Source organism: Paenarthrobacter sp. NPDC092416 (assembly GCF_044755025.1).
Taxonomy (GTDB): domain Bacteria; phylum Actinomycetota; class Actinomycetes; order Actinomycetales; family Micrococcaceae; genus Arthrobacter.
In genome coordinates, this window is record NZ_JBIVQG010000006.1 from 189,181 (window position 1) to 212,440 (window position 23,260).

Genomic DNA, 23,260 nt, shown 5'->3' on the forward strand with positions numbered 1-23,260 from the left:
CGCACCACTTACCGCCTGACGCTCCCGTAAGAACTGGTGCGCCGGGCGGAAAGGGGTGCGCGCCGCCGTCGAACCCGGCGCGAAGAGGTGCGCGCCGCCGTCGTAGGAGCCCAGCACTCAGCACCTCGGACGAAGTTGCTCCACCGCTCGGGTGAACCTGACCGGAACTGACCTCACGCCGAGGAGCCGCACCCTAGTGTTGAACTCATGTTCCCGAGAATCCAGACACTTCGCCCGGTCGCTGCTCCGATCGCGGCCGTCGCCATGCTCGTAGCGCTGATGATTCTCGAGGAACGATTCTTCAACCCCGCCAGCGCAGTCCTGTTCGCCCTCACTGCTGCAGTAGCGGCGGCGGAGCTGATCCCACTCCCGGCCATCATCTTCGCGTTCGCCACCCTGGCGCTTCAGGCCGTCGGCGTCTTCCCGTCCGTGATGTACTCCGGCGCGACGCCGTACGTTGCCCTTCCGCTCGTCTTCTTTTTCGCGACCCTGGGCTGGAACCAGCAGAAAGACCCGCAGCGGTGGCCGCTGCCGGTGGCCGCGGCGGCCGCTGCAGGACTGGTTGCCGTGAACTGCTTCGCAGACACCACCTGGATCAACTTCGTCTTCGGCAAGCAGCTCGCCGAAGCCGGCACGCTCAGGATCATTGTCTACGCCTTCCTGATTTTCGCCTCCGTCTCGGCGCTGAATCTGGCCGGGTGGGCTGCTGCAACATCGGTCCGGAACGCTGCCGTCAACAGGCAGGCCAAGGAACACGCCGAGTCACGCCTCGAATCAACGGCCGGCGCTTTGGTCATCGAACAGGAACGCAACAGGATCGCCCGGGAACTTCACGACGTCCTGGCGCACTCCCTGGCGGTCATCACCGCACAGGCCGAGGGCATCCGGTATGTCCACAGGACAGAGCCGGAATCCGTAGAGGAAGCAGCCGGAATCATCGCTTCTTCGGCCCGGAGTGCATTGCAGGAAACCCGCCGACTCGTGCAGAGCTTCGGCTCGGAACTGGATGCACCTGCTCCTGGCGCAGCCGATCTTCCCGCCCTCGCCGCACGGCTCCAGAGCAGCGGCATGCCCGTCGACATGCAGACCGCCGGGCTGGAAGAGCTGACCCCGGTGGAAGGCCTCACCGTCTATCGGATTGTTCAGGAAAGCCTCACCAACGCCTTCAAACACGGCGACCGCGCAGCCGGCGCCACGGTTACCGCCGAGCGCGACCCGAGCGGGCTTCGCGTTCGGATCCGCTCAAGGCTCGTCGACGGCGGGACGGAAGTGCCGCCGTCAGGAGCTGGCCGTGGCATCCCTGGCATGCGTGAACGCGCGACGGCGGCAGGCGGCCAACTCACGACCGTCACCACAGGCACACTCTTCGAAGTGGAGGCGATTCTGCCGTGAACGAGACCAAAATCCGAGTAGCGCTGGTGGACGATCAGCCGCTGTTCAGCGCCGGACTGAAGATGATCCTTCGTAGCCAGCCCGATCTTGACCTGGTGGGCGAGGCCACGGATGGAGAACAAGCCGTTGAACTTGCCGCAGCCACAGAACCTGACGTCATGCTGATGGACATTCGCATGCCCGTGATGGACGGAATCACGGCGACTCGACGGATCACCGAAAGCGCCGGGCGGACCAAAGTCATTGTCCTCACCACCATCCAGCATGACGAAGCCGTAGTTCGGGCCATCCAAGCGGGAGCCGGTGGATTCCTGACCAAGGACGCGACGCCGGAGTTCCTTCTGGCGACCATTCGAACGGTCCACTCGGGCCATGCGGTGATGGCTCCCTCTGCAACGAACGAGTTGCTGAGGGATTACACCACGCCATCGGCTGCCAATACAGCTGTTTTGGATCCCTTATCCGTCCGCGAGCGCGACGTGTTCATGCTGGCGGCCAAAGGGCTGGCCAACGGCGAAATCGCGGCGTCGTTGGTGCTCAGCGATGCCACGGTGAAATCTCATGTGGGCAGCATCCTGGCCAAACTCAAACTCAAGAACCGGATTCAGTTGGTCGCGTTCGCCTACGAGAACCGGCTGCTCGGCTAGTTCGTTTGGGGCCACGCATGCTCTGTTCCGCTCTAGCCTTTTGTTCCCGAGCCCGTGCTTGTTCCTAAGCCCAGGCTTGTTCCCGAGCCGGCGCGAGGGCCTAGGCCTGGCCACAGCATTGCCAAAAATCGATACCAAGGAGAAACAGTGAAAAAGAAAACATTGGGGGCACTGATTCTTGCGGCGGGCGCGGCAGCCACTTTGGCTGCGGCGGCTACGCCCGGATTCTCGTCCATGGTGACCAAACCTGCGGAGCACCCGGTCTCAGGGATCACGTGGTCCGCAGAGCAATTTGCGTCAGTGGACACAACGGCCGAGAAGGGGCTGGCCGAAGCAGTCCGGCGCTGCATGGCAAAGGCCGGATACGACTACACGCCTGCCTCAGTCCGGACCGATAGGGTCGATCTGAAGAATTCCATCGGATTCGACACCCTCACGGTTGAGGACGCCCGGGCTTCCGGATACGCGGTTTCGAAACCCAAGGGACCGAGTGAGCCTGCGGCGGATTCCGTTGAGGGAAAGCTGTTCGCGGATCCCGCCTTCCAAACAGCCCTTCACGGTGGCGAACCCCAGGAACAGAACATGGTGAAGTCGTCAAACGGCACGGGCATGTTGGCCGGCGGGTGCACCGGTGAAGGGATCACTGTTATCTACGGCAATCCCAAGGACTACATGCGGGCGACAGGCCTGGCCTACAACTCGGTTTTGATCGCGACCCAATCCGCTGGACAGGATCCCGAAATCCAAGAGGCCGTGGAGGGCTGGAAGGATTGCATGTCCAGCACGGCCTTCCCCTACAGCCAGCCAGGTGAGGCTGTCTCGGCCGGGCTTTCCGCGGGTGGCCAAAAGGAGCTAAAGATCGCCGTCACTGATGCGACGTGCCGTGAGAACACGGGCTTCGACGCCAAACTCTCCGCTGTTCTGGACAAGTACCTCACCACCCGCATGAAAGAGCTGGAATCCGAGGTCGCTGAAGTACAAAAGATTCGCAGCGACGCCTCGGCTCGGGCAGCTGCGTTGCTGGGGTAGCTGGGGGAAGGTGTTGCTGGGTTGCCGGCCAGGTAACTGGCGCGCTTGTTCCTGTTCACACACCTTTCGACATTCCGGGCGCACCCGTTCCCGCCTGACGCACCCTTTCGGCCTTCCAAGCGCACCACTTCCCGCCTGACGCTCCCGTAAGGACTGGTGCGCAGGGCGGAAAGGGGTGCGGGCCGCCGTCGAACCCGGCGCGAAGGGGCGCGGGCCGCCGTCGAACCCGCCACCGTCGGCAGGGCTCCGGCGAACCGAGTGGAAGCGAAGCGAAAGCGATCTGTAAGCATTACCCATAGCCCGCCGGGGGCCGCAGCCGTACTCTGTTCTAGGGAGAGAGTCTCAGACGCGAAGGAGCGTCCCATGGAATGGATTCGTCCGGACAACCCGGATTATGACGAAGCCCGTAAGCTCTTCAACGCGATGATCGACCGCAGACCGGCCGTCATTGCAAAGTGTTCAGATCCCGCCGAAGTGGCCGAGGCGCTTAGCTATGCACGGACCCACAACCTGGATGTCGCCGTGCGTTCCGGAGGGCATTCGGTGGCTGGCATGTCCACGAATGACGACGGATTGGTAGTGGACGTCCGTCCCATGAAATCCATCAGCGTTGACCCCGAGGCGAAGACTGCCACCGTGGGCGCCGGAGTGACGTGGAGCGAGTTCGACCGCGCCACGCAGCAGCATGGGCTCGCTGTCACGGGCGGCCGCGCATCCACCACGGGAGTTTCCGGTTTCACCTTGGGTGGCGGCTCGGGCTGGCTTGAGCGCTCCTATGGTTTCGCGTGCGACAACCTGCTCTCCGTCGACGTGGTGACCGCGTCCGGCGAGCGGGTCACTGCCAGCGCGGGCGAGAATTCGGAATTGTTCTGGGCACTCCACGGCGGGGGCGGCAACTTCGGCGTGGCGACCTCGCTCACCTTCCAACTCCACGACCTCGGCCCTACGGTCATGGCCGGGCTCATGCTGTTCCCCGGTGAGGAAGCCACGGGCTTGTCCCGCGCCTTCCGGGAGTTGGCGCTTGAGGTTCCCGACGCCGTCGGAACGGCGCTCGTGTACCTCACCGCCCCGCCGGAAGAGTTCGTGCCCGAGGACATGGTGGGCAAGCTCGCCGTCGGAATGGCCTACCTGTATGCAGGCGACCTTGAGGCCGGTGAACAGCATGCGAAACCATTCCGGGAACTCGGGCCAACGGTAGACCTCGTCTCGCCCATGGGGTACGCCGATTTCCAGTGCATGATCGATGACCCTCCTGACCACTACAACTATTGGAGCGCCGACTATCACAACGAACTCAACGACGATGCCCTGGATCTCTTCGTAGCCTCCGCGCACCGGCTGCCAGGTGCGCACTCACAGCAGCTCATTGCACGCTGGGGAGGAGCAGTGAGCGGACCGGCGGCGGCGAACACACCACTGCAACACCGGGGCGCCGCTTGGGTCAGCCACCCGTTTGGCTTGTCCGAAACCCGTGAGGGCGGTCAGGAAGCCAAGGCTTGGGTCAAGCAGTTCCGCCAAGACATCGCCCCGCACACCACGGGCGGAGTGTGGCTGAACTTCATCGGCGACGAAGGCCAGGACCGGATCATGGCGGCCTATGGAGAGCAGAACTACCGGCGGCTCTCCAAGGTCAAAGCCGCGTTCGATCCCGACAATGTGTTCCGCGGCAACCAGAACATCCTGCCGGCGGAGCGCTGATTTCCCTACGCTCCTTCCCAGTTGCTGTGAACCGCACGGACATTGAGGCCCGTGATTCCGGGACGGAAGATCGGCGGTGGCCGTCCCGATGGCCGGCAACTGGGAAGGAACGCTTGGGATGCGCGCGGGACTACACTTTGGCCATGGCCGTATACGTCGATCCTCCCCTGTGGCCTGCGCACGGGACAGTGTTTTCGCACCTCGTGTCCGACAAATCCCTTGACGAGTTGCACGCGTTCGCGGCCGCAGCCGGAGTCCCGGAGAGGGCCTTTGACGGTGACCACTATGACGTACCCGAACGACGCTACGATGACCTCATTGCTGCCGGGGCAATCCCTGTGGAAGCCCGGATCCTGGTCCGCAAACTCATCGCCAGCGGCCTTCGAATTCCTGCCCGGGAACGGAGCAAAGCCTTGACGGTGCCTTTGATGGAACGTTGGAACAGCACCTACCCCGGGCACGAAGAATTGGGCCTCGAACTGCTGGAACGTTGGGGCGAAGACGGCCGGAAATACCACAGCCGGACGCACTTGCTGGCTGTACTTGAAGCCTTGGATACTTTGACCGAACCCGCATTGCCCGCCAGGACAGTTTCTTTGGCAGTCTGGTTCCACGACGCTGTGTACGAGGGCGTCGCGGGCCAGGATGAGGAGGACTCGGCCCGTCTGGCCGAGGATCGGCTCGCTGCTGCCGGCTTGTCGCCCGACGATGTGGCTGAGGTGGCTCGCCTTGTCCGGCTGACCGCAACGCATAGCCCCAACCCAGATGATCACGCCGGCGCACTCCTCTGCGACGCCGACCTCTCCGTTCTTGGTGGCGACGAACAGTCCTATGCACGGTATCTGGCCGCCGTCCGCGAAGACTACGCCCACGTCAGCGACGCCGATTTTGCCCAAGGACGCGCCGCCGTCGTACGCCATTTGCTGTCCTTGGAACCGCTCTTCCACGGTGACCGCGCCAAAGCGCTGTGGTCCGACGCCGCCCGTCGGAACCTGGCCGCCGAACTCACATGAGCGAAGCCGGAGCGCCGCAGCGACAACTTCCGTACTCAGTGCGGTTTGAATGGGGGCTCGACGGCGCCCGTGCTGTGGTGCCGCATGCTGACCTTGCGGTGGTTGTGGACGTCCTCTCGTTCACCACATGCGTCAGCGTCGCCGTTGATCGCGGGGCCGAGGTGTTCCCGCTTCCTTGGGGTGACGCTGCCGCGAGCGAATTCGCGGCCCGCCACAATGCGCTGCTGGCGGGCCCCCGGGGGGCGGGTGGCGTGAGTTTGTCGCCGTCGAGCCTGCGTCTGGCGACGTCACTTGAGCGGGTTGTCCTGCCGTCGCCCAACGGGTCGGCGTTGAGCCACGAGCTCGGCAATTCGGCACGGTTGGTTGTGGCCGTGTGCCTCCGCAATGCCGCCGCGACCGCCGACTGGGTTCACGCCAACGTTCCTGCAGATGCCGTGATCGCGGTTATTGCCGCCGGGGAGAAATGGGACCGCGGCACCTTGCGGCCGGCCCTAGAGGACGAGTTGGGCGCGGGGGCTTTCATCGCCGGCTTGGCTGCTGCCGGGCGTCGCAACTTCGCGCCGGAGGCTGAGTCTGCGGCTGCCGCCTTCGATGCAGCCGAGCCGCGGCTTGCCGGCATTTTGCGGGGCTGCTCAAGTGGTCGTGAACTGATCGATGCGGGCTACGCGGACGACGTCGACATCGCCGGAGAGCTGGACGGCAGTTCCGTCGTGGCTCTGTTACGGGACGGTGCGTTCGGGCCGGCGTGACGTATTCTGAGGGCTGTAGCATGGAGGTGTGACCTCCTACCTCCTCACCTCAAACCCTGGTGATTCACTCCCACAGGCGCGGCCCGACGTCGAGCATGTTCTGGCTGTCCGCGGCGTGGGCGGTTACCGGCAGTACCGCATCCCGGCGCTTGCAATCAGCACGCGCGGGACAGTTCTGGCCGCGTACGATGGCAGGCCCAATCTGGATGACCTGCCCAACCCGATCGACCTCCTCCTGCGGCGAAGCCTGGACAATGGCCAGACCTGGGGCGAGCAACAGGTGGTGCGCACAGGCGGAGGGCTCAACGGTTACGGCGATCCGAGCCTGCTGGTCGACGCCGAAACCGGGCGAATCTTCATGTTCCACGCGGCCGGAACGCACGCCGGCTTCTTCGAGGCCGTCACCGGACTGGAACCGGACCAGGATGTGCAGCATGCGGACGTCAGCTTCTCCGATGACGACGGCGTCACGTGGCAACATCGTCGGCTTACCGCTCAGCTCAAGCTGGCTGCGGACGGAATCACGGGCTTGTTCGCCGCCGCTGGACAGGGCATCCAAATGCACACCGGCCCCCTCAAGGGCAGGCTTGTCCAGCAGTACGTGCTGCTGGTCGACGGAAACATCATGGCGGCGTCGGCCTACAGCGACGACCACGGCGAGACCTGGGCCCTCGGTGACCTGATAGGTCCGGGACCATCCGGCGCAGGACCCAATGAGAACAAGGTGGCCTGCCTGGATGACGGCCGGTTGCTGCTGCATTCGAGGGCTACACCGCACAGACTGTCAGCCGTTTCCCACGATGGCGGTCAGACGTGGGATCCCTTGCAGCCCGTTCCCGCGTTGCCCGATCCCAGCGACAACGGGTCGCTGGTCCGCTTCGACGGCCTGCCGAACGTCACTTCACTTGCGGGGGAAGAGACTGCGGGCTGGCTGCTCGCGAGCAACAACCAGGACACCCATCTGCGCCGCAACACTGTCCTCAGCCTCTCCCCCGATAACGGGGCCACCTGGCCCGCCAAACTTCTGCTGTGTGAGGGCAGCTCGGCCTACTCGACGGCGGCCCGGCTGCCAGATGGCAACATCGGCGTCTTGTATGAGCGGCAAGGCTACCGGGAGATCGTGTTCGCCTCAGTGCCGGCCGAACAGTTGACGGCGCAGCTCGCACCAGTCGGGCTTGCTCCAGTCGGGCTTGCTCCGGCCCCGGTGCCCGTTCGTGGTGCCGGCGCGGATGTCGACGCAGGGGAAGCCGCGGATGTCGACGCAGGAGAGCCCACTCGGGAGACTCATGGCCTCGTGTTCCACATGGAACTCCGCTCCATCACCCCCGGCCGGCCTTCCCATTGGCAGCACGCCGGGGAATTCCACGTCATTCCATCGAACAGCGACGGTAAATGGGATGTTCAGACGTGGAAGGAAATCGGCCAAGGTTACACCGAACAAGATCAGGTCCTCGGTACCCGGGAGGCACAGGACCTCAACTACGGCCCCATCATCCCAGGCTACAAAGCCGGGGACATCCTGGCCTTCACCGGGCGGATCCGCAACGAGGGCACCAAGCCGGCTACCGGCGTCGAACTTCACGGACCGCACAGCAACCCAGCTGACTTCGCCCCGGCCGACCTGCCGCCGGGCGAGCATGCCCTCTACTTCACTCCGACCTACACGATCACGGAATCGGACGTGCTGTTGGACACGCTTGAACTCACGTTCACGGCGACGTCCGACGGCGGGAGCGCGCCTTTGGAGCGCAGGTTCAGTTTCGACCTGCGCTCCGGTGCCGTGGCGGCGTGGTGACGGTCAGCGATAGGAACTAACGAACGGCTGGTTGGTCGGGACAATCTGCTTGCCCAGCGGCATCAAAGACACCGGGATCAGCTTCAGGTTGGCGATGGCCAACGGGATCCCGATGATGGTGATAGCCATGGCAACTGCGGTGACCACGTGACCGATCGCAATCCAGATGCCCGCGACCAATAGCCAAATCACGTTGCCCAAAAGCGCGAAGACGCCCGTTCCGCCAGGCTTCTCCACCACCATGCGGCCGAATGGCCACAAACAGTAAGCACCGATCCGGAACGAAGCAATGCCCCAAGGGATGGTCACGATCAGGACGCAACAGATGATGCCCGCCGCGAAGTAGCCCAGGGCCAGCCAGAACCCACCGAAGACAAGCCAGATGATGTTGAGCAGCGTTTTCATAGACTCAATTCTCCCTTGTCGGTCTGACAAAAAGCCTAAGGGTCTGCCCTGAATCGACCCTGACCCTGCTAGGCCAGGAGCCCGTCCAGCTTGTCGAAGGACGTTCCCCAGCCCTCGCGCGTCATTTCAACCCATTCTTCGGATTCGAACGGCCCCTGCGTCATTACCATGCGGGTCCGTCCGTCCAGGTCCTCGAACTCCAGGCGCATCTCGAGCTCGTCGCTGCTGGATTCCTCACCCGATTTCGCTGACGCCACGAGGAGAGCTGGCGGGTTGAGCTCCGTGATGACGGCATCGATAGGACCTTCCTTGGTTTCATCGCCCTCAGCCCAGGTCATCACCACTTGCCACACACCGCCAACTTGCGGGTCAATCACAATCTTCTCGCGCGGAGAATCAACCCCGGCCGGCCCAAACCACTGGGTCAGCTGATCCGGTTCCATCCAAGCGCCGAAGACGCGCTCACGGGGAGCATCGAACTCGCGGGTCATGGTCAGGGTGTGTTGTTCCGTGCTCATTGCTTGACTCCTTGGTTCAGTGTGACCGTGCGTTTGATTCAGTGTCGCGTTTCAGTGAATCGTGTCGTCGCTAGCGAGTCTAGGTTGTCCCAGTGACAAGCCGGAGGCTCCCTCACATCATCACCCGAATCGTCCGATGCTCGCCCACCTCACGAACCGTCCGACGCGCGTCCGCCGCAGGACGTGAGAGAGGAACCCGGAAAAACCCGCAGGACGTGAGAGAGGGTCAGACGCGGGCGGCCTTCGCGGATTCGACAAACGCCCGTACTTTGGCCAGGTCCTTCACACCACGGGACGATTCGACACCCGAGGACACGTCCACACCCCAAGCACCGGCCGCAGCGGCAGCGACGGCTACGTTGGCGGGTTCGAGCCCGCCGGCCAGCAGCCATTCGCGGCCATCGAGTCCCTTGGCGCGCACTGACGAGTAGTCCCAAGACTCCCCCGACCCCGGCACGGCCGCGTCGATCAGCAATATCTCTTCGCCCAGGTCACCGAACTCGTCCTGGGAGGCGCTCATGGTGACGGCCCGAATAAGCCGCATCCCGGCGTCGTGCACTGTTTTGACGTCATCGGCAGTCCGGCGACCGTGCAGCTGTACCCAGGTGAGTCCGGCGGCACGCGCGGCAGCTACGGCATCAGCTGCAGTCTCATGCCGGAAAACAGCCACGGCTTTCACACTGCCTGGCACCAGGGGCAACAACAAACGGGCCTGGTCCGGTGTGACTTCGCGGGGGCTCGCGGTGAGGACGAATCCAACGGCGTCAGCACCGGCGTCGACGGCTTCGCGGACGGATTCGGGTGTGCTCAAACCGCACACTTTGACGAACATTCCCGGGCCTCCAGCTGTACTCACAACAGTTCTCACATATGACGTTAGCAAGCCATGTTGCCAACGCAGAACGGTGTCCACCACTAGGCTGGACGAATGGAGATCATCCGCTTTGCAGACATCCATCCTGAACCGTGGCGTAACGGGGGCGGGGTGACACGCGAACTCGCCAGCCATCCGAAGGCTGCCTCGGCGCAGGACGGCGCATGGGATTGGCGTGTCAGCATCGCAGACGTCTCGAAGGCCGGCGACTTCTCCAACTTCCCGGGCATGGAGCGCGTGATCACCATCATCGACGGCGAGCTGATGCTCCTGACGGTGGACGGTGCAGAGCATCCTTTGGAGAAGTACCGTCCGTTCCGGTTCTCCGGTGAGGCCACTTCCTCCGCGACGCTCCCCACCGGCGATATCCGCGACCTCAACGTCATCGCACGGGCCGGGGCCTTCAAGGGGTACACGTCCATCATCGAGATCTCCAAGAAGCGGGCACACCCTGTCTTTGAAGGCCAGCTGGCCATCTTGCTGGAAGGAAAAGCGACGGTGGCTCCCGGCGCGGAAGACTCAACGGAAGATCCCGACGACGCCGGGCCCGGTTCCAGCGAGCCAGCAACCGAGCCTCTTGAACTGTCGCGCTACGACGCTGTGGTTGGCTCCGACGTCCGTAGCCCCGAGATTCTGGGGCGTGGGTTCGTGGCGGTTATTTCGATCGACCACGTAGGCCCGGCGCACGCCTGAGCTGGTGACGTTAACCACCAGAAGTGGCCACCCCGCGTGGGAGTTGCTAGCCTAGAAATCAAGGTTCCCTCTGGAACCTCCGGACGACGGTTCAGTACCCGGCACGCGACAAGACTGGCCAAAGGATCTGTCATGTCGTGGTTAATTCTCATTCTTTCCGGTGCGCTTGAGGCCGTCTGGGCCGCATCACTGCACCGTTCCAACGGCTTCCGCAAGCCTGTTCCCACGGCCGTTTTCCTCGTGTCAGTCGTCGCAAGCATGGGCGGACTCGCAATGGCCATGCAATCCATTCCTACCGGTACGGCGTATGCGGTGTGGGTTGGAGTTGGCGTTGTGCTGACCTCGGCTTATGCGATGGTCACCAAGGTTGAACGCGCGACGACGGCCCGGCTGCTCCTGCTCGCGGGCATCGGCGCCTGCGTGGTCGGACTGAAGGTGGTGGCGTAGCCATGACGACGAACACGAACCGCACAGCCGCCGCTCCTGCAACCTCCGGTAAGGCCAAGTCAGGCAGCTTCTGGGCCATTCTGTTGGCTTCGGCCATACTCGAAGCCGTGTGGGCAACAGCATTGGGACTGTCAGACGGCTTCACCCAACTCGCACCGACGCTGGTCTTCGCTGTCACCGCGGTGCTGAGCATGTTCGGTTTGGGCATCGCCGTGAAGCGCATCCCCCTCGGCACGGCCTACGCGGTATGGGTGGGAATCGGCGCGGCGTTGACGGTTGGTTGGGCCATGCTCAGCGGCGTCGAGCCCGCCAGCCCGTTGAAGCTGCTGTTTATCGCGGGAATCGTGGGCTGTGCTGCCGGTTTGAAGGCCCTGCCCACCAGCAAACTTGATAAACAGCACGCTGAGGCCGAGTAGCCAACACTCCTCAGCGCTCCTTCCCAGTTACCTCCCCCGGCACCCCTAGGCCAGCAGCAGAATCCCCGCAATCACAGGGACGGGCTTGCAGGGGTGCCAGGTGCTACCCGGACCAACTGGGAAGGAGCGTCGGCAACGCCCGAAGAACCAGCAGGAATACCCAAGCCCGCAGCGGGGTTCACGCCACCAAGAGCAAGCAACCGCGAACGGGAGACTTTTCATGACTGCAGTCCAACTCGGCGATGGCCTCACTGTCAGTCCTCTGGGGTTCGGTGGCATGGCGCTGACCCCTGTCTACGGCGGAATCGACCCTGAGGAAGGCCTGCAAACGCTGCGGCATGCGGTGGATGCGGGCATCACGTTCATCGACACGGCTGATGTGTACGGCGCGGGGAGCAACGAGGAACTCGTCGGCAAGCTCCTCAAAGACCGGCGGGACGAGATCCAGGTCGCCACGAAGTTCGGAATTGAGGGCAACCCCGCGGACGGGTACACGGGAGTCCGCGGGGATGCGCCCTACGTCAGGCAGGCGGCGGAAGCGAGCCTCCGACGCCTGGACACTGACGTGATTGACCTCTACTACCTGCACCGCCGTGACCTCCGCGTTCCGATAGTGGAAACCGTGGAGGCCATGGCGGAGCTGGTCCGAGAGGGCAAAGTCCGGCACCTCGGACTGTCCGAAGTGACAGCCGAGGAGCTCAGGCAGGCCAACGCCGTCCATCCCATTGCCGCGGTCCAGAGTGAATGGTCAATCTGGAGCAGGGATGTTGAGCTCAACGTTGTTCCTGCAGCGAAGGAACTCGGTGTTGGCTTTGTGCCGTATTCGCCGCTCGGCCGCGGGTTCCTTACGGGAACCGTCAGCGCTGGCGATCTGGGCGAGAACGACTTCCGCCACAAGATCCCCCGCTTTGGCAGCGACGCACTTGATGCGAACCAGGCCGTGGTGGCCGCGGTTCGCGGGGTAGCCAGCGGGCTGGGTGCAACCCCCGCCCAAGTGGCTCTCGCCTGGCTGTTTACCCAAGGTCAGCGACTTGGGATTTCGGTGGTCCCCATCCCCGGCACGCGCAAGACGCACCGGATCGATGAGAACCTGGGCGCGCTGTCCGTGCAACTGGGAACAGCACAACTTGAGGTGCTCGACCAAGCCGCGAACGCCGTCGTGGGTTCACGGTCCGCCGACCCCAACTGGGTGTCGCAGGGCCGCGAAGCCAATCCGGCCACTGCATAGACTGGCACGATGGATTCGCTTATTCACACATCGCGTGACGTCACCATCCGCAGCATCTCAGTCAGCGAGATGAACAACAACGTGTACCTGTTGACCTCCAAGGCCACAGGTGCGCAGTTGTTGATCGACGCCGCAGATGACCTTCCGGCCATTCAGCAACTCCTGGAGGACAGCGCTGCGGATACTTCCGCGGAGCCGAAGCTTGCCAGGATCGCCACTACCCACCAGCACTGGGACCACGTCCGCGCCTTGGGTGAGCTGGTGTCAGCTACCGGCGCAAGCACTTCAGCAGGAGCGGACGACGCCGATGCGCTGCCGGTTCCGGTGGATGTCCAGCTTGATCACGGCGACGTTGAGCGGTTCGACGACTTCGAGGTCACGGCGGTCCACCTGCGCGGACACACGCCGGGTTCGATCGCCTTCGTGTACCAGGATCCGGACGGGCCAGCCCACATTTTCAGTGGCGACTCGTTGTTTCCGGGCGGCGTCGGCAACACACAGAACGATCCTGCACGTTTCACGTCACTCTTGAACGACGTGTCGGAACGGCTGTTCGACGTTTACCCGGACGATACCGTGGTGCACCCCGGCCATGGTTTGCCCACGACACTCGGAGCCGAGCGGCCACATCTTGACGAGTGGCGCGCCCGCGGCTGGTGAGCCTGGCGTTGTGGGGCCTGCTCTGCGTTCCACCCCGGAGGAATAGGGCGCAGAGCGGGCCTCACAACGTGGAGCCCATGCGTTGTGGGGCCTGCTCTGCGTTCCGCCCCGGAGGAATAGGGCGCAGAGCGGGCCTCACAACGTGTGAAGTAGGACCTTAGCGGCCGCGACGCTCGTTCGAAGCCGGCGCCGAGGCACGACGCGGGCCGCTGCGTGCCGGACGACCGGCGCCGGAGCCACCGCGACCTGAGTTGCCGGAGGCACCCGAACCATAGGATCCGCCCGACGTCGCGCCCGTAGCGGACGACCATACGGCCTTGTTTCCGCTGGTACGTGTGCTCGTGGTGGACGCCGTGCGCGGAGCCGAAGCCGAGCGCTGTCCGCCGGTAGCTGCAGCACCCCGCTGGCCGGTAGCCGGACGACCGCTGCGGCCGTTCTGGCCCTGCGAGCCGGGAACGTCGTTGCGGTGAGTGGCACCAGCCTTGCCTCGACCGCGTGAGCTGCGGGCGACGTCGTCGTTCGCTGCGGCACGACGGTCGGCGCGGTTAATGTCCGTACGAACCGGCTCAGCCGCGACCTTTCCGCGTCCGCCGCGCCCGCCACGGCCACCCGCGGTGGGAGCCGCCTGGCCGCCAGTACGGCGTGCGCGCTTGCGCTGGGCGTTGGCGCCGGTGGACGTGCCGCCACCCTGCGGGGCTTTCGCCGCGAGGAGCGCCGCACGGGTACGCGGGTCAACCTTGTCGGCGATGTCGCCCACAAGCTCGGCAACCAGCGGGGAGTTGGCCGTCACGCGCTCGAAGTTCACGTCAACGCCGGCAGCCTTCATGAGCTTCTTGACGTCGCTCTGCTGCTCCGGGAGCGTCAGGGTGACAACGGTGCCATCGGAACCGGCGCGGGCCGTGCGACCGGAGCGGTGCAGGTACGCCTTGTGCTCTGTGGGCGGGTCCACGTGAATGACGAGTTCCACATCGTCAACGTGCACGCCACGGGCCGCGACGTCGGTAGCCACCAGGACGCGGACGTCACCGTTGGAGAACTCGGCCAGGTTGCGGTCACGGGCGTTCTGCGACAGGTTGCCGTGAAGGTCGACGGCGGGGATGCCGGCGTCGGTGAGGGTCTTGGCAAGTTTGCGGGCATGGTGCTTGGTCCGCATGAAGAGGACGCGGCGGCCGGCGCCGGAGGCCAGTTCAACGATGAGCTGCTTCTTGACGGTCTGATCGTTGACCACCAGGACGTGGTGTTCCATGGTGGTCACGGCGGCCTGCGGGTCATCCACAGAGTGCGTCAGCGGGTTGGAGAGGTAACGGTTGACCAGCTTGTCAACACCGTTGTCCAACGTCGCGGAGAAGAGCAGGCGCTGACCCTGGGTGGGGGTCATGTCCATGAGCTTCTTGACTACAGGGAGGAAGCCGAGGTCGGCCATGTGGTCTGCCTCGTCCAGCACGGTGACCTCGACGGCCTCAAGGGTCAGGATGCGCTGGCGGATCAGGTCTTCGAGACGGCCCGGGCAGGCGATGACGATGTCGACGCCGGCGCGCAGCGCCTTTTCCTGACGGGCCTGGGAGATGCCGCCGTAGATCACGGTGGTGTTCAGGCACATGGCCTTGGCCAAAGGCTCGATGGTGGCGTTGATCTGGGTTGCGAGTTCACGCGTCGGGGCAAGGACGAGCCCCATGGGGCGGCCCGGCTTGCGGAAATGCTTTGCTTCGCGCTCGGCCAAGCGGGCCACGAGCGGGATGGCGAAAGCAATGGTCTTGCCGGAGCCGGTGCGTCCACGGCCCAGAACGTCGCGGCCTGCGAGCGTGTCCGGGAGGGTCTTCACCTGGATGGGGAATGCCTCTTCGATGCCGTCTGCGGCGAGGGATTCAGCAATGGGCTTGGGCGTGCCAAGGGCAGCAAAAGTAGTCATAAACTTCATGTCTTTCGGGCGGTGTCCAGTTGCGGACATCGGCCCCCGACGCCGGTTGGGCCAGGGGTTCGCCGAGGAAAAGTCAGGTGGTCTACCGGTTCGCAACAATTGCGTTGGCCGGGACCAAATGGAACGCGTTCATCGACGCAGGATGTGCCTCTCACATGAAAAATGCCCCGCCGCGCAGCCTGTCAGGCCACATGCTTCAGGGCGTCACCGCACATCAAGTATTGCCAGTCTAGCAGTGTTGGGCGTGGAGCCTTGCATCGGGCTGGTTCAGGCCTGCGTTGCGGGGCCCGGTCTGCGTGCTTCCCGGCTCACATGGCACGCACAGCAGGCCCCACAAGTCGCACAGCCTGCGTTGCGGGGCCCGGTCTGCGTGCTTCCCGGCTCACATGGCACGCAGAGCAGGCCACACAACGAGTCAGGAGTGGTGCGTGAGCTCGGGTTGAGCGTCGGGATGGGTGTTGGATGCGCTTGCGCTGTCCGTGGCACCCGGCGCACTCGCGCGGGCGGCGACGCGCGGCGCAATAAGAACCCCGACGACGGCGATGATCGCCGTCAGCGCGAAGACCCCCGCAAACGAGTTCGTCGTCGTCAGCGCTGCAAACACGAGCCCCGTAGCGGCGAGTGCGAGTGCACCACCCAGTGAGTCGGAGATGGACATGGCCGAACTGTTGAAACCCTGATCCTCCGGGCTGGACATGGCCAACGTCATCACGCTCAGCCTCGGGTACATGAGACCCATGCCGAAGCCTGCAAAGATCCAACCGCCGATCGCCACGGCCGGCATCAACGCGAAGGCCGCCGTGACAAAGGTCAGGACTACAGCCACCAACACCAGCGTCGCGCCGATTTTCACGGCAAGGGCATCGGCCAACCGGGCGCCGAGCCTACCCTGAACTGCCGACGCTCCGGCCCAGGCGAGCGCGGATCCGGTCAGCGTCAGCCCTGCGAAAGTTGGCGTGAATGCGTACCGTTCGGTGAGCAGGTACGGCAGGTACACCTCCGCGCCGAAGAAGGCCGCCGACGCCAGGCCGCGGGCAAGGATCACACTGGGAAGCCCTCGGCGGGCGACCAACGTTCCGCGTGGGACCAACGGCCGTACCGCCACCACGGCAAGGACGAGCGCGACAACAGCAATCACCCCGCCCACGCCCGGCACCTCCGCGGACAGGTTCAGGCCCAAGACGGCGACGGCCGCGAGGGCGGCCCAGCCCATTCGGCCAAAGGCCCACGGGACAGGTTTGGTTGCAGTGGCGGATTCGACGTCTGGCTCAGTTGTCGCGTCCTCCGCTCCCGCGCGCATTCCCCGGATGGCTGGCGCCACCATGGCAAGCGCGGGAACCACCAGGCCCACAACGCCCAGGAACACCCAGTGCCAGCTGCTCACTTGGGCCACCACTCCTGCGGCGAAAGGGCCCACCAGTGAAGGGATCACCCAGGATGCCGCGAACGCAGCGAAAATCCTGGGGTGCAGCACTGGAGGGTAGACGCGGGCCACGAGCACGTACAGGGCAACCGTCATGGCGCCCCCGCCGAGCCCCTGAACCAGTCTGCCGAGGACCAAAACCTCCATGGTTCCGGCCGTTCCAGCGATAAGCAGGCCAAGAACGAACAATGCCACCGAGGCGTACAGCGGAGCCGCCGGACCACGACGATCAGACCAGTTACCCGCCGCCACCATGCCCATCACGCCGGTGGCCAGCGGACCCGCGAAAGCAAGTGCATAGAGGCTGGCACCGTCCAGGTCACGACTCACGAGCGGCATGATGGTTGTCACCGCCAGGGACTCGAACGCGCTGAGGAACACGAGGGCGCAGGAGCCAATGGTCGCCAAGAGGTACGGACGGCGCAGAATGCCGGCCGTTGAGGTGTCAGTGGTCATGGACGCAACCCTAGAACCTCAACTATTGTTGAGGTCAATTCACCACCCGAACCACCGGAAGCAGAGCCGTGCCACCAGTCCCAGGCGCCGCCCACAAGCCCCTCACCATCGGTGAGCTGTCCGAGCGGAGTGGAGTGGCGCCGTCGGCCCTTCACTTCTACGAACGCAACGGGCTCATCACGGCCGAGCGCACGGCAGGGAACCAGCGCCGCTACCGACGCGAGACGCTTCGGCGGGTTGCTTTCATCAAGACATCGCAAAGGGTCGGCCTTCCTTTGAAGGACATCCGGGACGCGCTGGACTCGCTGCCAAACAGTCGGACGCCCACCAAACGGGACTGGACACGGTTGTCGTCGCGGTGGCGCAAGGAACTCGACGAACGGATTGCCGCCTTGGAGCATCTCCGCAACGACCTGGACGGGTGTATCGGCTGCGGCTGCTTGAGCCTGAAGTCGTGCACGTTGCAGAACCCCTCGGACGAGCTCGGCGCTGCCGGCGCGGGAGCGCAGCGCTGGAACCTGTCCGGCTAGCAGCATCAGACGATCGCGGTCATGACATTCCAGCCGACACCCACCTGGACGCGCGGGGAGTATCCCCCGAAACCTTGCCCGGGATATAGCCACAGGATGCCGTTTGCATCGCGCGCCAGGATGTCGGGAACGTCGTCGCTGTCGAAGTCACCTGGTGTGGCGATAGCCGACATCGCGTTCCACTCGATGCCAACCAGCAGCGGCTGATGCCAGCCACCCGTGCCGTCCGGTTCGTAAAGAAACAGAGTTCCCCACGTATCCCGGGCAAGGACATCGCGCCCTGGGTAGCGGAGGTTACCGGGTCCCATGATCGCTGTCATCATGTTCCAGTTAGTGCCCACCTTGGTCCGCGGAAGCCAGCCACCTGAGCCGTTCCCCGGATAGAGCCAAAGATCACCGGCAGCATCCCGCGCCAAGACGTCAGCCTTACCGTCGCCGTCAAAGTCGCCTGGGGCCACGACGGCGGTCATTACGTTCCAGCCGACGCCGACTTTGGAGCGCGGAAGCCAATCTGAGTCGCCGTCGCCCGGATACAGCCACAGGTCGCCGGCCGCGTCGCGGGCCAGGACGTCCGGTGCTGCGTCGCCGTCGAAGTCGCCGGAAGTCATCAACAAGTTCATGACGTTCCACCCGGTTCCAACCTTCGAGCGCGGCAACCAACCTTTGTTGCCGTTTCCGGGATACAGCCACAGGTCGCCGGCGCCATCCTGCGCCAAGACGTCTGTAGCGCCGTCGGAGTTGTAGTCTTTCCAGACGTTCTCCGGCTGTGGAGTGGAAACAGCCACGAGGTAGTTGCCTTGGTTTCCCGGAAGGACGTACCCCTTGGAGCTGTCCGGAACCATGACAAGTTGACGTGGAAGCAACCCGTCCTCCAAGTTGATGACGCCCGCAGGCTTGAGCGTCGGCAAGCTGAGGACATTGATGCTGTGGCCAAGGACATAGAGTCGTCGGCCATCCGGGCTGACCTGGACCGTCAGCGGCCCCATGTTCATGACGGGGCCATCGGAGAGGCTGACGGGGGTCAGGGAATTTCCCTGCAAATTGATTTCCGCCACGTAGTAGTCGTTGGGCGCCTGATCCACAACAAACGCCCTCGACCCATCCGGCGAGAAGCTCGGGGCAGTGGGCACACCTTGGGTTGGCACTTCCCCGACCACAGTGTTGCTGGCGACTCCCGCGATGGCGATGCCGCCTTCGAGCTTGGGGTAATACAGCGTCGAACCGTCCGGTGACATGGTGCCGCCGGTTGACGTTCCACCCAGCGGGATAGTGGTGGTCACAGTGTTGGTGGACGCATCGATGACAGAGACGGACTGGTCCAGGAGGTTCAGCCCGTACACCTGGGTACCGTCCGGCGTGACCAGAACCTGGACTGGCTCCCGGCCAACGGGAATCGAGGAAACCACGGACGCTGCTGCAACGTCGATGACCGCAACCGATCCGGGGATGGACCCCGTGTCCGCCGGAAGGCCATACACAGCCGCGTACACAGTCGATCCGTCCGGGGAGACCGCGAGGCCGTGCACGGGACCGCCCACAATAATGTTCGTCGCAGTCAGGGAGGCGGTATCCACCACGGTCACCGAATATTCCTGGACTTCCCGTGTGCCCAGGAAGATTTTGGCGCCGTCCGGGCTGATCTCCATCGAGGAGACATCGCGGACGTCAATGCTCGCGGTGACGGTGTCCGTTGCCACATCGATCACGCTGAGGGCTCCGGACGCCGACGTGGAGTACACCGTGGAACTGTCCCGGCTGACCTCGACGAAGAGCGGGCTGGGGACGTCGATCTTCACCGGTGTCCCAAAGGTGGCCATCGGAGCGGGGACGGTTGGCACCGCAGCCGGCACACCGACGTCGGGCGCGTCGTGGGGCGTACCGGCGTGGGCCGGAAGTCCTGTGGTGATCAGTGCCAGCACTGACGCTACTCCAACCAGGCCCGTGTGGACTCGGAATTTACGCGCGAAGAACACCATGAATCCCCCCAGGTTCAGGCGCCTGCAGCGAGAGGCGCTGTGGGTCAAAAGGCTATCCACCATCGATTGGAAAAACCAGACCCCTCATTTCCGTTCGGGAACTTGCTAAAACAGCAACAGGCATTGCCTTTCGCCTGATCCTCGCGGCACGCTTGGCGTATGGCTGAACACACTCACGACGGCGGCACCCACCACCACGCGGAAGCGCACGACGACGGCACTCACCAGCACGGCCCGCAGCAAGTCGGCCTGGACCTTCACCAGGATGCCGAGAACGCCGAGGACATGTGGGACGGCATGTACAGGGAGCGTCCGAAGGTGTGGAGCGGGAATCCGAACCCGCAACTCGTGGTCGAAGCCGGCGGGCTCACGCCAGGTACGGCTCTGGACCTTGGGTGCGGCGAAGGCGCCGACGCGATCTGGCTCGCCGGACAGGGCTGGACGGTCACCGGGGTGGACGTGTCCGCCGTCGCGCTTGAACGGGCCGCCGCGCATGCAGCGGGAACCTCACACGCGGCCCGCATCACGTGGCAGCAACAGGATCTCGCCGCATGGACCCCTGAGCCGAGCTTCGACCTGGTCTCCGCACAATTCCTCCACAGCCCGCTGCTCCCTTGGCGGCACTCCGTGGCGTCCGCGGCCGCGGCAGTCGCACCGGGAGGGACCTTGCTGGTGGTGGGGCACCATCCACACGGCCTGGCGCCGTGGGGGCACCATCACGAGACAGGCATGTTCTTCACCCCGGAACAGCTGGCCGGCGAACTGCGGCTGGACCGCGAGCCGTGGTTCGTCAATGTCCTGACCTCAAGGGAACGCATCATTTCAGGCCCCGACGGCCAGACGGCAACCATCCTGGATACCGTTCTTCGGGCTACCCGGCACGCATAAATCCCGTCCCGCCCAGCTGTCGGCATGCGCGGCAGAACAGGCGCACGGCCGCACCCAAGGCAAGCTCCGCCGTCGTCGTTAAGCCACTTCCGGCAGCAGTTCGCCGTAAGGTGCCACGACCGTTCCTGTCGCCGTCGAGTCCGGGTTCAACATCCAGCCGACGCGCTTGGCCGTGTTCAGCATGACCACGCTTTCTACGAGTTCGATTCCCGGAATCCGCTGCTGAATGGCGAGCTCCATTTCCATGACCTCGGCCAAGGACCGCAGCCACATGATCATGGTGAAGTTGGTTCGGCCGGTGGTCGACGCGGAAAACCGGACATTCCTGATGGCCCGTAATTCGGTAGCGGCGGCTTCATGCTGGCCCGCCGGGACGTTCGCAAACCACTGCACCGTGATGGGATAGCCGGAGAACTTCTGCGCAATTTCACAGCGGAAGGAGAGCATCCTGCTCGCCAGCACCCTGCCCAGCTGGCGCTGAACGGTGGCCGGATGGCGCCCCAAAGCCCGCGCTATTTCCGCAGCGGAGGCCCGTCCGTCGCGGGCTAGGAACGGAATAAGTGCCAAGTGGCTTGCCGGGAGCGGGACCACTATGGCGTCGGGGGCTGAAGGGTTGGCCGACTCCGGCCCGGCGAGCGCCCGGAGCGCCTGCTGTTCCGCCTTGGTGAGTACGTTGAGCCGCCACGCATAGCCACTTGTGTGAATGCGCGTGCAGAGAGACGTGTGGTATTTGGTGAGCCCGCGGATTTCCTTAAGGCGCGGAAGCAGTCCGGTGCTGAACTGATCAAGGTCCTGGGTGATGACCGTCAATGTGAGGTCACGGTTGCTCGCGGCCTCCTCCACGGTGATGACTTCGGGCAGCTCGGCGAGGGCCGCGGTGACGTCCGGCCGAAGGTCCATCTCGCAGTCGATATCCACCATCGCCAGGCACATGTTCTTGGGGTCGCCCATGAGGTGGGCCGTGGTCCATGCCGCCCCCGCTGCCCGCAGGCGATCCCATCGCGTCGCCAAAGTGGTGGCGTGAACGCCCAGGACATCTCCGGCGTCGGACCAGCTCATCCGGGGTGAAATCTGCAGGGCGTTGATCAGCCGTAAATCTTCTTCGCTGAGATCCATGAGTCCATTCTCTCAAACAGATGCATGAATCCTGCGTTTTTGGACTAGGACTGCATATTTACAGAAGTTTTCATGATTGTGAATCAGGTCACCACAGAATGGCATAAGAGCCCCATAGCCGAGAAAGACCAGGAGAACACATGACCATCGCCGCCGACGCCAAGGAACTGCAGGACGACATTGTCCGCCTCCGCCACGACCTCCACCGCGAACCGGAGATCGGACTGCAACTCCCCCGCACGCAGGAAAAGGTGCTGAAGGCGCTGGACGGACTCCCATACGAGATCACGCTCGGCAAGGACACGACGTCGGTCACCGCGGTTCTGCGTGGCGGCGCTTCGTATGCTTCGGCTGAGAAGCCCGTGGTGCTGTTGCGCGCGGACATGGACGGACTTCCCGTCCAGGAAACCACCGGAGTGAACTACACCTCCCGCGTTGACGGCGCCATGCACGCCTGCGGTCACGACCTGCACACCTCCATGCTGGCCGGAGCAGCCACCCTCCTGGCGGAACGTCGCGATCAGCTGGCTGGAGACGTCGTCCTCATGTTCCAGCCGGGCGAAGAAGGCTTCGACGGCGCGAGCTACATGATCAACGAAGGCGTCCTGGACGCTGCCGGTCGCCGCGCAGATACGGCCTACGGCATGCACGTGTTCTCTTCGCTGGAACCGCATGGCCAATTCGTCACCAAGAAGGGCGTGATGCTCAGCTCGTCCGATGGACTCGTTGTGACGGTGCTCGGCGCCGGCGGCCACGGATCCGCCCCGCACTCGGCGAAGGACCCCGTCACGGCTGCCGCCGAAATGGTCACTGCCCTGCAGGTTATGGTGACCCGCCAGTTCAACATGTTCGACCCCGTAGTCCTGACCGTTGGCGTTCTGCATGCAGGAACCAAGCGAAACGTGATCCCCGAGACCGCCCGCATCGAAGCCACCATCAGGACCTTCTCCGAAGAGTCGCGACAGAAGATGATGGAGGTAGTACCCAAGCTGCTCCAAGGCATCGCTGCAGCCCACGGCCTGGAGGTTGATGTGGACTACCAGCAGGAATACCCCCTCACCATCAACGATGAGGACGAAACGAACACCGCTGAAAGGGTCATCGCCGGAATGTTCGGCGAATCCCGTCTCACCCGCATGGCCACTCCGCTCAGCGGGTCCGAGGACTTCTCCCGCGTCCTCGCCGAGGTTCCAGGAACGTTCGTCGGACTCAGTGCCGTAGCCCCCGGTACCGACCACGCGACGTCGCCCTTCAACCACTCGCCATACGCCACGTTCGACGACGGCGTCCTCACCGATGGCGCTGCCCTGTACGCAGAGCTCGCCGTATCCCGCATCTCCGCCCTCGCCGGCAACTAACCACCCCTCCCCGCCCCACCTTGGAGAACCA

Annotated in this window: 22 protein-coding genes and 1 riboswitch; of the genes, 15 read left to right on the top strand and 7 right to left on the bottom strand. The window is 64.2% G+C overall.

Annotated features, from left to right (window positions below; genetic code table 11):
• Positions 1-207 precede the first annotated feature (207 nt).
• The 7 genes from ACIQC5_RS13360 to ACIQC5_RS13390 all read left to right on the top strand — a co-directional run bounded on the left by ACIQC5_RS13360 (position 208) and on the right by ACIQC5_RS13390 (position 8,323).
• On the top strand, positions 208-1,392 hold the full coding sequence (locus ACIQC5_RS13360; RefSeq protein WP_400282909.1) for a sensor histidine kinase: 1,185 nt from the start codon (positions 208-210) through the stop codon (positions 1,390-1,392).
• A complete protein-coding gene (locus ACIQC5_RS13365; protein ID WP_400282912.1) occupies positions 1,389-2,039 on the top strand; it encodes a response regulator in 651 nt (216 codons plus the stop codon). The genes ACIQC5_RS13360 and ACIQC5_RS13365 overlap by 4 nt, the downstream gene beginning before the upstream one ends.
• Before the next feature lie 147 nt (positions 2,040-2,186).
• Complete coding sequence (locus tag ACIQC5_RS13370) at positions 2,187-3,068, top strand: hypothetical protein (RefSeq protein WP_400282915.1); 882 nt, start codon at positions 2,187-2,189, stop codon at positions 3,066-3,068.
• Positions 3,069-3,431: 363 nt separating this feature from the next.
• A complete protein-coding gene (locus tag ACIQC5_RS13375) occupies positions 3,432-4,766 on the top strand; it encodes an FAD-binding oxidoreductase (RefSeq protein WP_400282918.1) in 1,335 nt (444 codons plus the stop codon).
• A 143-nt stretch (positions 4,767-4,909) separates the two neighbouring features.
• Positions 4,910-5,779 carry a DUF4031 domain-containing protein gene (locus tag ACIQC5_RS13380; RefSeq protein WP_400282920.1) on the top strand — a complete coding sequence of 290 codons (870 nt, stop codon included), beginning with the start codon at positions 4,910-4,912 and terminating at the stop codon, positions 5,777-5,779.
• Positions 5,776-6,528: a 2-phosphosulfolactate phosphatase gene (locus ACIQC5_RS13385; RefSeq protein WP_400282923.1), complete on the top strand. Its 753-nt coding sequence runs from the start codon at positions 5,776-5,778 to the stop codon at positions 6,526-6,528. The genes ACIQC5_RS13380 and ACIQC5_RS13385 overlap by 4 nt, the downstream gene beginning before the upstream one ends.
• A 28-nt stretch (positions 6,529-6,556) precedes the next feature.
• Positions 6,557-8,323, top strand: coding sequence for an exo-alpha-sialidase (locus tag ACIQC5_RS13390; protein WP_400282926.1), 1,767 nt, complete (start codon positions 6,557-6,559; stop codon positions 8,321-8,323).
• A 3-nt stretch (positions 8,324-8,326) separates the two neighbouring features.
• Here the strand turns inward: ACIQC5_RS13390 and ACIQC5_RS13395 are convergent, their stop codons facing one another.
• From ACIQC5_RS13395 to ACIQC5_RS13405, 3 genes are all read right to left on the bottom strand, one after another.
• The gene (locus ACIQC5_RS13395) at positions 8,327-8,728 is read right to left on the bottom strand and encodes a YccF domain-containing protein (RefSeq protein WP_387439602.1); all 402 of its coding nucleotides are present in this window, start codon (positions 8,726-8,728) and stop codon (positions 8,327-8,329) included.
• A 68-nt stretch (positions 8,729-8,796) separates the two neighbouring features.
• Positions 8,797-9,246: an SRPBCC domain-containing protein gene (locus ACIQC5_RS13400; RefSeq protein WP_400282929.1), complete on the bottom strand. Its 450-nt coding sequence runs from the start codon at positions 9,244-9,246 to the stop codon at positions 8,797-8,799.
• 226 nt (positions 9,247-9,472) lie between these two features.
• Positions 9,473-10,078, bottom strand: a complete 606-nt coding sequence (locus ACIQC5_RS13405; protein WP_400283222.1) for a phosphoribosylanthranilate isomerase — start codon at positions 10,076-10,078, stop codon at positions 9,473-9,475.
• A gap of 96 nt (positions 10,079-10,174) precedes the next feature.
• Between ACIQC5_RS13405 and ACIQC5_RS13410 the strand changes: the two genes are divergently transcribed.
• The 5 genes from ACIQC5_RS13410 (at position 10,175) to ACIQC5_RS13430 (ending at position 13,564) form a co-directional block, all read left to right on the top strand.
• On the top strand, positions 10,175-10,813 hold the full coding sequence (locus tag ACIQC5_RS13410) for a HutD family protein (protein WP_400282932.1): 639 nt from the start codon (positions 10,175-10,177) through the stop codon (positions 10,811-10,813).
• Between the two features lie 58 nt (positions 10,814-10,871).
• A riboswitch (guanidine-III (ykkC-III) riboswitch) is annotated at positions 10,872-10,936 on the top strand.
• Between the two features lie 9 nt (positions 10,937-10,945).
• Positions 10,946-11,260 carry a DMT family transporter gene (locus ACIQC5_RS13415; RefSeq protein WP_400282935.1) on the top strand — a complete coding sequence of 105 codons (315 nt, stop codon included), beginning with the start codon at positions 10,946-10,948 and terminating at the stop codon, positions 11,258-11,260.
• 2 nt (positions 11,261-11,262) lie between these two features.
• The gene (locus ACIQC5_RS13420) at positions 11,263-11,676 is read left to right on the top strand and encodes a DMT family transporter (RefSeq protein ID WP_400282938.1); all 414 of its coding nucleotides are present in this window, start codon (positions 11,263-11,265) and stop codon (positions 11,674-11,676) included.
• Positions 11,677-11,896: 220 nt separating this feature from the next.
• Positions 11,897-12,904, top strand: coding sequence for an aldo/keto reductase (locus ACIQC5_RS13425; protein ID WP_400282941.1), 1,008 nt, complete (start codon positions 11,897-11,899; stop codon positions 12,902-12,904).
• A gap of 9 nt (positions 12,905-12,913) precedes the next feature.
• A complete protein-coding gene (locus ACIQC5_RS13430) occupies positions 12,914-13,564 on the top strand; it encodes an MBL fold metallo-hydrolase (protein ID WP_400282944.1) in 651 nt (216 codons plus the stop codon).
• A gap of 157 nt (positions 13,565-13,721) precedes the next feature.
• On the opposite strand, the gene ACIQC5_RS13435 is transcribed toward ACIQC5_RS13430, so the two are convergent.
• Both ACIQC5_RS13435 and ACIQC5_RS13440 read right to left on the bottom strand, forming a co-directional pair.
• Positions 13,722-15,473: a DEAD/DEAH box helicase gene (locus ACIQC5_RS13435; RefSeq protein ID WP_400282947.1), complete on the bottom strand. Its 1,752-nt coding sequence runs from the start codon at positions 15,471-15,473 to the stop codon at positions 13,722-13,724.
• 424 nt (positions 15,474-15,897) lie between these two features.
• Positions 15,898-17,361 carry an MFS transporter gene (locus ACIQC5_RS13440; RefSeq protein ID WP_400282950.1) on the bottom strand — a complete coding sequence of 488 codons (1,464 nt, stop codon included), beginning with the start codon at positions 17,359-17,361 and terminating at the stop codon, positions 15,898-15,900.
• Positions 17,362-17,429: 68 nt separating this feature from the next.
• Between ACIQC5_RS13440 and soxR the strand changes: the two genes are divergently transcribed.
• Positions 17,430-17,891 (top strand): redox-sensitive transcriptional activator SoxR, encoded by a 462-nt coding sequence (gene soxR, locus ACIQC5_RS13445; RefSeq protein ID WP_400282953.1) that lies wholly within the window; start codon positions 17,430-17,432, stop codon positions 17,889-17,891.
• 5 nt (positions 17,892-17,896) lie between these two features.
• On the opposite strand, the gene ACIQC5_RS13450 is transcribed toward soxR, so the two are convergent.
• Complete coding sequence (locus tag ACIQC5_RS13450; RefSeq protein WP_400282956.1) at positions 17,897-19,867, bottom strand: FG-GAP-like repeat-containing protein; 1,971 nt, start codon at positions 19,865-19,867, stop codon at positions 17,897-17,899.
• Positions 19,868-20,026: 159 nt separating this feature from the next.
• Here ACIQC5_RS13450 and ACIQC5_RS13455 point away from each other — a divergent pair, with 159 nt between their 5' ends.
• Positions 20,027-20,755: a class I SAM-dependent methyltransferase gene (locus ACIQC5_RS13455; protein ID WP_400282959.1), complete on the top strand. Its 729-nt coding sequence runs from the start codon at positions 20,027-20,029 to the stop codon at positions 20,753-20,755.
• A gap of 78 nt (positions 20,756-20,833) precedes the next feature.
• On the opposite strand, the gene ACIQC5_RS13460 is transcribed toward ACIQC5_RS13455, so the two are convergent.
• The gene (locus tag ACIQC5_RS13460; RefSeq protein WP_400282961.1) at positions 20,834-21,871 is read right to left on the bottom strand and encodes an Lrp/AsnC family transcriptional regulator; all 1,038 of its coding nucleotides are present in this window, start codon (positions 21,869-21,871) and stop codon (positions 20,834-20,836) included.
• Positions 21,872-22,011: 140 nt separating this feature from the next.
• Between ACIQC5_RS13460 and ACIQC5_RS13465 the strand changes: the two genes are divergently transcribed.
• Positions 22,012-23,229 carry a M20 family metallopeptidase gene (locus tag ACIQC5_RS13465; protein WP_400282964.1) on the top strand — a complete coding sequence of 406 codons (1,218 nt, stop codon included), beginning with the start codon at positions 22,012-22,014 and terminating at the stop codon, positions 23,227-23,229.
• Positions 23,230-23,260 lie beyond the last annotated feature (31 nt).